Consider the following 10,711-nt stretch of genomic DNA (forward strand, 5'->3'; position numbering starts at 1 on the left):
GAGCGACGGATCAGGCTACGGACGGTGATGATCGTATCGGCCAGGTCGAAGAACGCCTCGACGACCCGGGCGCGTCGTTCGTAGCAGCGGGCCAGCCGGGTGAAGGCGTTGTGCCAGGCGTTGGTCCACTCCACATGCCAGCGCCGGGTCGCCTGCACCGGGGCTTTGATGCCCTTAAGGGCGATCTCGCCGGTCAGCTCGCGGCCGGCCAGCAAGTCGCGGGTCTTGCCGGAGTCGTAGCCCGCGTCCAGGTGAACGGTGATGTCGTCGGGCAGCGGGCCGAGCTCGTCCAGCAGATCGAGGGTGGGTGCCAGCAGGGGCGAGTCGTGGCGGTTGGCCGGGGCCAGTACCCGGCCCAGCGGGATGCCGTAGCCCTCGACCAGCAGCGAACGTTTCATCCCGAGTTTGCGCCGATCCACCGGGGAGGGCCCGGCGGCCTCGCCGCCGCCGGGCGCCTTGGTGATGCACCCATCGACGCTCACCTCTTCCAGCAGCAGGCCGACGATCCGGTCGTAGGCCTCCAGGGAGATCTGCTTGAGCTGGGCGAAGACGCCCAGGTTGATCCACTCGTCGCGGTGGGCGCGGATCGTGGTGGCCGAGCCGGTGGTGTCGGCGATGGCCTCATACGAGCAGCCGAACCGCAGGACCTGCAGGAGCTTGTCGAACACGACCCGGTCCGGGATGCGCCGCCGGTGGCAGCCCAGTGGATGGGCGGGGTCGTAGACGGGGCGCGCGGGCAGCAGGGCCTCGAACTGGACCCACAGCGGTTCGGCAAGCCATGATGGCAGGACAGGCACGGATGATCCTCATCGGAGATTACGCAGCGTAGACAACTATGTGATCTTGAGGCTCCGTGCCTGTGTTACGTCGTCGCCCGGCGCGTGCGACCTATCCGCGTGACCTCTAAAGCTAAATCAAGGGATTTCTGCCAGTTCGGGCTCCGTCCGCGCGGTGGCTGTTGCTCGGCGGGGCCTTCCGGCCCACGCGGGTGCGTGGTTTGCGCGCCCCAGCCCGCACACCCGGTCGGGGTTGTGCGGGCTCCGCCCTCCCGGCGGTGAGGATGTTCTTGGCGGCGTTCACGTCGGCGTCCTCGGTGTGTCCGCACGAGGTGCACCAGAAGACCGCTTGGCTCTTGCGGGACTTCCGATCCACTACCGTGCACACGTTGCACGTCTGACTCGTGTACGCCGGGCTGACGGTGATCACGCGGGTGCCCGTGTACCGGGCCTTGCTACGGATGGCCACCTCGATCCGGTGCCATCCCTTGTCCAGGATGGACCGGTTCAGCCCGGACTTGCTCGCCGCCCCGTTGAGCAGGAACGCGCCCGACCGCTCGGGGTCCGGCCTTGGTTCGACACCGGCGGTCATGTTCTTGGTCGCCAGCGCCTCGAACACGACCAATTCGAAGCCGATGGCCAGGCTGTGGGCGGTCTTGGCGGCGAAGTCCTCCCGGCGCCTGCGGACCTTCCGCGCCAGGTCGGCGACCCGCCCGGCGGCCCTCTTGCGCCGGGCCGATCCCTTTGTGGTCCGGGCGAAGTCCCGCTGGAGCTTCTTGGCGTGCTCCACTTCCCGATCACGAGCGAACACCTGGTGGTGGAAGCGACCGTCCGAGCGAGTCACGACCTTGACCACCCCACGATCGATCCCCACCCCAGAGCCGGGATGGGCGTGCCGCACAGGCGGGGTGATTCCATCCTCGACGAGGAAGCTGATGTACCAGTGCTTACCGTCTCGGCTGACCGTGGCGTTCTTGACGGTCCCACCGAGCGGTCGGGTGATCCGGAAGCGGACCCAGCCCAGCTTGGGCAGCTTGGCCCGCGCCCAGCGCCGGTTCAACCGCTCGATGGCGATCTTCCCGCCCTCGGGAAACCGGAACGACGGCGGATTGTTGACCTTCGATTTCCAACGGACCTTCCACGTGCCGTGCTCGGCACACGCCTGATCCAGGTCGATCAACGTCTGCTGCAGACAGTGGCCTGGCACCTCGGCCAGCCACTCGAACTCGCCTTTGGCCTCCACCAACTGACGCGCCTGGTCGTGATAGCCGATCCAGCCGCCGCGCCGACGGTAGATACGGCGCTGCTCCAGGCCGGTGTTCCACACGCTCCGGCATGCTCCGCCGATCCGCTCAGCAAGATCATCCTGCCCGGGTGTTAAGTCAAGGCGGTACTTGCGTCCGGTCAGCATCCGCGATCACCAGTTCCTCTGGTTCTCGATATACCGCTGGACGACATCCACAGGCGCCCCGCCGACCAGCCACACGTAGGAGTTGGTCCACAACAGGACGCGGAAGGAACGGCCCTTGACGGACTTGACCAGCCTGTGAATCCTGTCCTGGCATCCACCTCGATCAGCAGTCGGACGTGGTCAGGCATAACGTCCAACTCCACCAGCCATGCCCCTTCTCCTCAATCACCTCGCGGATGAGTTGTGTGAGCAGCTCTACAACCCCGGCCAGCACCCACTTGCCGTAATGGAATTCTCGAGGGCTCGAGCACGCACGCATGCACATCCTCAACTTGAAGCGCTCCCCCACGGATGAATCCCGGGGATTTCAGCCATCCCAACCGTGCGGCTGTGCACATGGTCGCGACGCTGTTGCTTGGCGGTTCACCTTCCGGCCCCGCTTGCGCGGGTTTCCACGCCCCAACGCGCACACCCGGTCTGGGTAGTGCGCGTTCCGCCCTCCCGGCGGTGAAGAGCGGACGAACTAGCGAGCTTGGTTATCACTCACCTGTTCGACCACCGTCTACATTACCGAGACACAGCGTGACGCTGCAACTTCTCTCCGTTACTACACGCTCAGCCGGCCAGCACGCCTTCCCGCGCCAGGCTTACCCCCACGGCTGAAGCGCACGGCCCGCGCCCAGCATCTACGATCGGCATCGTTGCGCACGTAGACGCGGGCAAGATCAGCCTCACTGCAGGCTGCATGAGACCGGCGCCATCGACCGGCTGGGGCACGGCGAGGGCGCGTGGTGGTCGGAGCCGTCCGGCGACCGCCCCACCCGATAGGCGGTATGTCGGATATCGGAGATAGATGGGTAGTAACGAGCTTGGTGTACTAATCCGGTACATCTCATCCGTACGGGGGGAATCTTCCATGGCAGATACGAAGAAGAAACCGACCGCCAAGTCCGGCAAGTCGAAGAAGCAGGCCATCAAGAGCAACAGGCAGGCCAAGGAGACGAAGAAGGAAGACAGGAAGCCTTCGGACGAGGGATGACCTGCGACCAGCGGGCGGGCGGCCCGGGCCGCCCGCCCGCACGGGTGACATGATCTGACAGCCGGGGAGCCGGGCCCTCGGCTGCCGGATCGATCGTGGAGCTGTCTCATGTCGGCCTACCTGCGCTTTCCCGCCGTCTTCCAGGACGTGGTCGTCTTCGCCGCCGAGGACGACCTGTGGATGGTCTCCGCCCAGGGCGGACGGGCCTTCCGCCTGACCGCCGGGCTCGCCGAGGCCGGCTATCCGCGCATCTCGCCGCGTGGCGACCAGCTGGCGTTCGTCGGCCGGGAGGAGGGCCCCGAAGAGGTGTACGTCATGCCGGCCGACGGCGGCGCGGCCCGCCGGGTGACCTTCCACGGCGCCCGCTGCACGGTGACCGGCTGGGACCCCGAGGGGCGCATCCTGTACGCCAGCGACCAGTCCCAGCCGTTCGAGAGCCGCAAGTGGCTGCACCGGGTGGCGCCCGGCGGCGTGCCTGAGCGGCTGCCGTACGGCCCGGCGAACTCGATCGCGTACGGCCCGGACGGCATGATCGTGCTCGGCCGCAACACCGCCGACCCGGCCCGTTGGAAGCGCTACCGCGGCGGCACGGTCGGCGACCTGTGGATCGACCCGAGCGGCGACGGTGAGTTCCGGCGGCTGATCAGGTTGCCCGGCAACCTGGCCTCGCCGTGCTGGAGCGACGGCCGGGTGTGCTTCATCTCCGACCACGAGGGCGTCGGCAACGTCTACTCGTGCGCCCCCGATGGCCAGGACCTGCGCAAGCACACCCACCACGACGACTACTACGCGCGCAACCTGTCCAGCGACGGGCACCGGCTGGTCTACCACGCGGGCGCGGTCCTGTACCTGATGGACCCCGGCGAGCGGGCGCGCCGGCTCGACGTGCGGCTGGCCAGCTCGCGCACGCAGCGCAACCGCAGATTCGTCGACGCCGCCGACTACCTCGACAGCGCCACGCTCAGCCCCGACGGCAGCGCGCTGGCGATCACGGCACGCGGCAAGGCGTACGCGATGGCCGGCTGGGAGGGCCCGGTACGCCAGCACGGCGCGCCGGACGGCGTCCGCTACCGGTTCCTGACCTGGCTCAACGACGGCATAAGGCTGATCGCGGCGGCCAGCGACGACGGCGACGAGGAGCGGCTGGTGATCCTCGAGGACCACGAAGGCGGCCCCGGCACGGAGGTCGCCAGGCTGGGCCGGATCAACGCCCTCGTCCCCGACCCCGCGCACGACCGGGTGGCCGTCGTCAACCACCGCGAAGAGCTGCACCTGCTCGACCTGGCCACGAGGCGGGCGGCGCTGGTCGAGGCCAACCCGCACGGCCCGCCCGAGGACCCCGCCTGGTCGCACGACGGGCAGTGGCTGGCGTACGCCTCCCCGCTCAATGCCCAGACCAGCGCGATCAAGTTGCACCACCCGGAGACCGGCCTGACGGTCCAGGCCACGGAGCCGGTGCTGGAAGACTCGATGCCGGCGTTCGACCCGCAGGGCCGCTACCTGTACTTCATCGGCCAGCGCACCTTCTCCCCCGTCTATGACGAGCTCCAGTTCGACCTGGGTTTCCCGCTGGGCACCCGCCTGTACGCGGTGGCGCTGCGCGAGGACGTGCCGGACCCGTTCGTGCCCGGGCAGCGCCCGCTGGAGCACAAGGACGACGAGGACGACGACGAGCCGGAGCCGCTGCGCGTGGACGTGGCCGGGCTGGCCCGGCGCGTCACCGCGTTCCCGCTGCCCGAGGGCCGCTACGAGCGGATCGCCGGGCTGAAGGGCAAGGCGCTGATCCTCGCCAGCCACACGGAGGGCGAGAACACGCTGCATCTGTACGACTTCGCCAAGGGCGAGAAGGAGACGTTCGCCGACGGCGTCACCGACTTCGAGCTGGGCCGCGACCACAAGACGCTGCTCTACCGGGCCGGCGCCCGGCTGCGCGTGGTCAAGGCGGCGGAGGCGCCGGACGGCGACGACGACCCCCCGGGGCGCGAGAGCGGCTGGATCGACCTGTCGCGCATCAAGGTGTCGGTGCGCCCGGAGGCGGAGTGGCGGCAGATGTTCCGCGAGGCGTGGCGGCTGCAGCGGGAGAACTTCTGGACCGAGGACATGGCGGGCGTGGACTGGCCGGCCGTGTACGACCGCTACCAGCCGCTGGTGGACCGGATCACGACCCGGGGCGAGTTCTCCGACCTGCTGTGGGAGCTGCACGGCGAGCTGGCCACCAGCCACGCCTTCGAGAGCGGCGGCGAGTACCGGCCGGGGCCCGATTACAGCCAGGGCAAACTGGGCGTGGACTGGGACTACCGCGACGGCGTCTACCGCATCCGCGCGATCGTGACGGGCGACCCGTGGGATCCGAAGGCCACCTCGCCGCTGAACCGGCTCGGTGTCGACGTACGTCCCGGCGACGCGGTCCTGGCGATCAACGGCGCGCCCATCGGCGTGGCGGCCACCCCGGACGAGCGCCTGGTGAACCAGGCCGGCGAGGAGGTCGAGCTGACCCTGCGCCGCGAGGAGCGGGTCTTCGCGGTCACCGTGCGGGCCCTCGCCGACGAGCAGCCCGCGCGCTACCGCGACTGGGTGAACCTCAACCGCGCCAAGTGCCACCAGCGCTCCGGCGGCCGGGTCGGCTACCTGCACGTACCCGACATGGGCGCGGACGGGTTCGGCGAGTTCCACCGGGGGTTCCTGGCCGAGTACGACCGGCAGGCGCTCATCGTGGACGTGCGCTTCAACGGCGGCGGCCACGTGTCGGCGCTGCTGCTGCAGAAGCTGGCCAGGCGCCGGCTCGGCTACGACTACCCGAGGTGGGGGGCGCCGGAGCCGTACCCGCCGGAGTCGCCGCGCGGGCCCCTGGTGGCCATCACCAACGAGTGGGCGGGCTCCGACGGCGACATCTTCAGCCACACGTTCAAGGTGCTGAAGCTGGGCCCGCTGGTCGGCAGGCGCACGTGGGGCGGCGTGATCGGCATCTGGCCGCGGCACCAGCTGGCCGACGGCACGGTGACGACGCAGCCGGAGTTCTCCTTCGCCTTCGACGACGTCGGCTGGCAGGTGGAGAACTACGGCACCGACCCCGACATCGAGGTCGACATCACCCCGCAGGACTACGCCAGGGGGGTCGACACGCAGCTGGAGCGGGCCATCGACGTCGCGCTCGACCTGCTCGCCGAGCGGCCCCCGCACACTCCCGATCCACGGCACCGGCCGGGCATGCAACCTTAGTCACCCTTCGGGCGTCTAAAGATCATAGGTGGGGAAAGCGCACAGGGGATGAATGGTGCACTCCGCCGAAGCGAGACAATGGCCGGTGGCAGGGGAATGCCCCTTCCCGCCGGCCACGTGTGTTGTTGACTCTTCCGTCCTAAGGGGGACCTCTCAAGTGCGCGCACTGGCACGCAAGGGAAAGTCGGCTGCGGTCCGGCTCTATCGGGGGTACAACCGGCGCAGGCTGCGGAACGCGCCGCCGCCCTCGACCAAACAGGTCCGCATCCTGCTCCTGCACGCCAACGGGATGGGCGGCACGATCAGGACCGTGTTCAACCTGGCGAGCTACCTGGCCAGGGAGCACGACGTGGAGATCGTGAGCGTTCTGAAGGAGGCCGAGGAGCCGTTCTTCCCGATCGACCCGCGTGTCAGGTTCCGCTTCCTCGACGACCGGCTCAATCCCAGCCCCGACCCGCTGCGCGCGGTGCTGTCGAAGATGCCCAGCAAGCTGATCCCCAAGGAGGAGTCCGCCTACCACCGGTTCAACCTGTGGACCGATCTCAAGCTGGCCCGCTACATCCGCTCGCTCGACACCGGCGTGCTCATCGCCACCCGCCCGGGGCTCAACCTGGCGATGGCCCAGTTAGCCCCGCCCAGCGTCATCACGATCGGGCAGGAGCACGTGGCGCTGCGCACCCAGGCCCAGCCGATGCAGGAGCTGATCAAGTGGCGCTACCGCCGCCTCGACGCCCTGGTCACTCTCACCAAGGCCGACCTGCGCGACTACCGTGAGACGCTGCCGAAGAAGCCGAAGAAGCTGACCCGCATCCCCAACGCCGTGCCCCCCATGACGGGCGGGGTGTCCAAGCTGGACGCCAAGGTCGCCATCACGGTCGGCCGGATGACCCGCATCAAGGGCTACCACCGGCTCATCACCGCGTGGGAGGCGGTCGCCGCCGCCCACCCCGACTGGAAGCTGCGCATCTTCGGCGCGGGGCCGCAGGAGGAGAACCTGGCGCGGCAGATCGTGGAGGCCGGGCTCCAGGACCAGGTCGAGCTGCCGGGACCAACCCCGGACGTGGGCGCCGAGCTGGAGAAGGCGTCGATCTACGTGCTCAGCTCGCGCCACGAGGGCTTCCCGATGACGATCCTGGAGGCCATGGCCAAGGGGCTTTCGATCGTCAGCTTCAACAGCCCGCACGGCCCCAAGGAGATGATCACGAACGAGGTGGACGGGCTGCTGGTCAAGCCGCGCACCAACGCCAACCTGGCGGCCTCGATCATCCGGGTCATCGAGGACGAGCAGCTGCGGCGGGGCCTGGCCGCCCGGGCGCTGGAGACGGCCCGTACCTATGACGTGGACGTGATCGGGCAGAGGTGGGACGCGCTGCTGGCCGAGCTGCTGGCCCGGCGCGACGGCACGTACGTCAGACCCCAGAGCCCGGCGTCCGCCCCGCCATCGGCCGAGGCGCCCGCGGACGGCGCGCCCGCCGAGGCGCTGCCGTCTCCCGGGGCGACACCCGGCTCTTCTGCCGTCACACCCCAGAGCTCGTGAGCTCCACCGGCTCGGCGATGACGTCGACGAGCGCGCCGTTGCGGTAGACGGTGATCGGCAGCGGCCGCCCGATCGCATCAGCGAACATCAGCCGCTGGAGGCTCTGCGCGTCGTCCACCGGGCTGCGGCCCGCGTTCAGCACCAGGTCGCCGGCGCGCAGCCCGGCCCGGTGGGCGGGCGAGCCCGGCACCACCTCGACCACGCGCAGCGCCCCGTCCTGCCCGGTACGCCGCCGCAGTTGCCCGGGCAGCGGCGCGGGCGAGGTCACCAGCCCGAGGAAGGCCCGCCTGACCCGGCCGTCCCTGATCAGCGCGGCGATGATGGAGCGGGTCGTGCTGTTGATCGGCACGGCCAGCCCCACCCCGATCCCGGCCACGGCCGTGTTGATGCCGACCACCCGCGCATGGGAGTCGGCCAGCGCCCCGCCGGAGTTGCCGGGGTTGAGCGCGGCATCGGTCTGGATGACGTCTTCGATCAGCCGCATGTTGGCGCCGCTGCGCGCGGGCAGCGACCGGCCCAGGCCGGAGACCACCCCGGCCGTCACCGACCCGGCCAGCCCGAGCGGGGTGCCCACGGCCACCACGAGCTGCCCGACGACCAGCTCGTCGCTGTCGCCGAGCAGGGCGGGCTCAGGCGTGGCCGTCTGCGCCCTGATCACCGCCAGATCCGACAGCGGGTCACGGCCGACCACGGTGAAGTCGCCCGAGGTGCCATCGGCGAACGCGACCGTGCCGGCGCGGGAGGAACCGACCACGTGCGCGTTGGTCAGCAGGAAACTCGGCGAACTGTGTGTGAACGTGCGGCCCGGCGAGAGGTCGTTCGCGTCGATGACCACGGCAGAGCCGCTGCCGCCCCGTGTGCGGACGGCGGCGACCTTCGGAAGGAGCTGGGAGGCGACAGAGGAGACGACCTGGGAGTAGGCGTCGAGGGGGTCGGCCATCAAGACCTCCAGGATGATTACTTGCTTACACACTAACTCCAACTTCAGCGGAAAGGGCACACCGCCGACGCCTGCCGTGGCCGAGCTGAGCAGAAGGCGGCTACTGGCGAGGCCCGCCAGCCGTCGCGCCAGTCGATCACAAGCGACTTCCCATTGCCGGCGTCCAATGTGGGGGTGTGGCCCGCACACGGAAGAACACGACACGGATACGGCACTCTCCTGGGGGTGCGGTCAACCGGCCATCGAGCAAGGCCGCGGCCCGCACGCCGGAGCAGGAATCCGCCAAGCCGCCGGAGCGCCCCGGGATCGCGGCGACCATCGGGATGGCGCTGTGCCTGATCATCCCGGGAGCCTTGCTCGTCTGGCTGGTGGTCGGAAGCATCGGGCCGTGGTGCCCGAGCTGCGGGCGGCGCGCTCCAGCCGGGCAGGTACGGCGTGCGGAACGGCTCGGTGTCCAGCATCAGGTGCAGCCCGTTCGGCAGGTCGCAGCCGGCGTGCTCGGGGGTGCTCGGGTCGATCTTGAACTCCAGGCCCAGCCGGGCGTAGAAGGCGATCGTCGCGTCCAGGTCGGACACCACGATGTCGATCACGTTCAGCGTCGGGTTCATGATGCGCTCCATCTCTCGATTGCCGCCTTTACCAGGAAGACGATCGGCGGCTCTGCCGATACGACACCCCCGGGAAAAAGAGATGGCAAACAGCTCGCCCACCCGATCCGCGTGCAGCTCGTGGACCTGCTGCGCAAGCACGGCCCGTCCACCGCCACCCGCCTGGCCGAGCGGCTCGGCGTGAACTCGGGCACCGCCGGCCATCACCTGCGCAGGCTCTGCCCCGCCGGGTTCGTGGAGGGGGACACCAACGCCGGCCGCAGTCCGGGGCAGCCTGGTGGCCGCTGCGGTGACGCACCGGATGCGGCGCAGGCCGGTGTTCTTCGTGGCGTTCCTCGTCGCCGGGCCGCCGAAGTTCCTGATCCTGGCCGTGGACGCGCCGGCGTCAGGGCGCCTCAGCGGGGCGCGTCGATCCTCGGATCGTTCCCCGTGACGATCACGCCGCTGCCGGCGCCGCCCACCGCGACCGGCCGATCCCCGGAGGCCCGGGGCAGCATGGCGGCGACCTCGCGCGACAGGTGTGGATCGGCCTGGAACGCCTCCAAGATCGCCAGCTTCAACGCCGCGTGGCTGGGCGCGTCGTCCGGTTTGGCCTCGGCCACCCGCTGGATCATCCGCTTGGAGTAGGCGTCACCGCGGCCGAACACGCGCTGCAGGATGCGGGTGCCGCGGGCGACGGGGGTGTCGGCGGCCAGCTCGCCGGTCTTGGCCAGCACGCTCACGCCGTAGGCGCCGATCGCCACGGTGACAAAGGGCATGACGTCGTTCGCAGTGTCCATGAGGACCCTCCCCGAGGTCTCGATGGAATGAACGTGATGGTAGCCCGGAAGGTTCCGGCGGCGAGGGCATACCCTGTCGAATGTGCCTGCCCCGTACCTCACACTCAAGACCGTCGCCGAGCACGAGACCGAGGTACGGCGATCGCGCTTCATCTGCGCCGTGGCGCCCGCGCGGACCGTCGAGGAGGCGGCGGCGTTCATCGCCGCGCGGCGGCGGGCGCACGCAGGCGCCACCCACAACTGCACCGCCTACGTGATCGGGGAGCGCGTGCAGAAGGGCGACGACGACGGCGAGCCGGGCGGCACCGCGGGCACGCCGATGGTGCAGGCCCTGGTGGGCCGGGGGTTCAGCGACGTGGTGGCGGTGGTGACCCGCTACTTCGGCGGCGTCCTGCTGGGGGC

The 10,711-nt window shown here is 69.8% G+C and carries 9 protein-coding genes and 2 pseudogenes; 5 read left to right on the plus strand and 6 right to left on the minus strand.

The genetic code is table 11. From position 1 onward, the window contains the following. From EJK15_RS63565 to EJK15_RS75820, 3 genes and pseudogenes are all read right to left on the minus strand, one after another. Nucleotides 1-797, minus strand: a 797-nt coding sequence (locus tag EJK15_RS63565) for an IS5 family transposase (RefSeq protein ID WP_138719969.1), incomplete at its 3' end; no start/stop codon positions are given. A 112-nt stretch (nucleotides 798-909) separates the two neighbouring features. Beyond that, nucleotides 910-2,187 (minus strand): RNA-guided endonuclease InsQ/TnpB family protein, encoded by a 1,278-nt coding sequence (locus tag EJK15_RS63570; RefSeq protein WP_240778006.1) that lies wholly within the window; start codon nucleotides 2,185-2,187, stop codon nucleotides 910-912. Nucleotides 2,188-2,193: 6 nt separating this feature from the next. Then, a pseudogene (locus EJK15_RS75820) lies at nucleotides 2,194-2,473 on the minus strand (IS200/IS605 family transposase); the annotation flags it as partial. Between the two features lie 630 nt (nucleotides 2,474-3,103). Between EJK15_RS75820 and EJK15_RS76945 the strand changes: the two are divergent. The 3 genes from EJK15_RS76945 (at nucleotide 3,104) to EJK15_RS63580 (ending at nucleotide 7,982) form a co-directional block, all read left to right on the plus strand. Beyond that, nucleotides 3,104-3,226 (plus strand): hypothetical protein, encoded by a 123-nt coding sequence (locus tag EJK15_RS76945; RefSeq protein WP_276615586.1) that lies wholly within the window; start codon nucleotides 3,104-3,106, stop codon nucleotides 3,224-3,226. A 108-nt stretch (nucleotides 3,227-3,334) separates the two neighbouring features. Beyond that, on the plus strand, nucleotides 3,335-6,445 hold the full coding sequence (locus EJK15_RS63575; protein ID WP_138719970.1) for a S41 family peptidase: 3,111 nt from the start codon (nucleotides 3,335-3,337) through the stop codon (nucleotides 6,443-6,445). Nucleotides 6,446-6,602: 157 nt separating this feature from the next. Further along, complete coding sequence (locus EJK15_RS63580) at nucleotides 6,603-7,982, plus strand: glycosyltransferase family 4 protein (RefSeq protein WP_138719971.1); 1,380 nt, start codon at nucleotides 6,603-6,605, stop codon at nucleotides 7,980-7,982. Here EJK15_RS63580 and EJK15_RS63585 read toward each other — a convergent pair. Next, nucleotides 7,963-8,922 carry a S1C family serine protease gene (locus EJK15_RS63585; RefSeq protein ID WP_138719972.1) on the minus strand — a complete coding sequence of 320 codons (960 nt, stop codon included), beginning with the start codon at nucleotides 8,920-8,922 and terminating at the stop codon, nucleotides 7,963-7,965. The genes EJK15_RS63580 and EJK15_RS63585 overlap by 20 nt on opposite strands. A gap of 44 nt (nucleotides 8,923-8,966) precedes the next feature. Beyond that, nucleotides 8,967-9,671: a VOC family protein gene (locus EJK15_RS73825; RefSeq protein ID WP_206062106.1), complete on the minus strand. Its 705-nt coding sequence runs from the start codon at nucleotides 9,669-9,671 to the stop codon at nucleotides 8,967-8,969. On the opposite strand from EJK15_RS73825, the pseudogene EJK15_RS75825 reads away from it, so the two are divergent. Next, nucleotides 9,651-9,710: pseudogene (locus EJK15_RS75825) on the plus strand (hypothetical protein); the annotation flags it as partial. The gene EJK15_RS73825 and the pseudogene EJK15_RS75825 sit on opposite strands and share 21 nt — an antisense overlap. 215 nt (nucleotides 9,711-9,925) lie before the next feature. Here EJK15_RS75825 and EJK15_RS72180 read toward each other — a convergent pair. Next, nucleotides 9,926-10,309 carry a hypothetical protein gene (locus EJK15_RS72180; protein WP_171075312.1) on the minus strand — a complete coding sequence of 128 codons (384 nt, stop codon included), beginning with the start codon at nucleotides 10,307-10,309 and terminating at the stop codon, nucleotides 9,926-9,928. 82 nt (nucleotides 10,310-10,391) lie between these two features. Between EJK15_RS72180 and EJK15_RS63605 the strand changes: the two genes are divergently transcribed. Next, the coding region (locus EJK15_RS63605; protein ID WP_138719973.1) for a YigZ family protein at nucleotides 10,392-10,711 on the plus strand (320 nt) is incomplete at its 3' end.

Source organism: Nonomuraea basaltis, assembly GCF_005893125.1.
Taxonomy (GTDB): Bacteria; Actinomycetota; Actinomycetes; order Streptosporangiales; family Streptosporangiaceae; genus Nonomuraea; species Nonomuraea basaltis.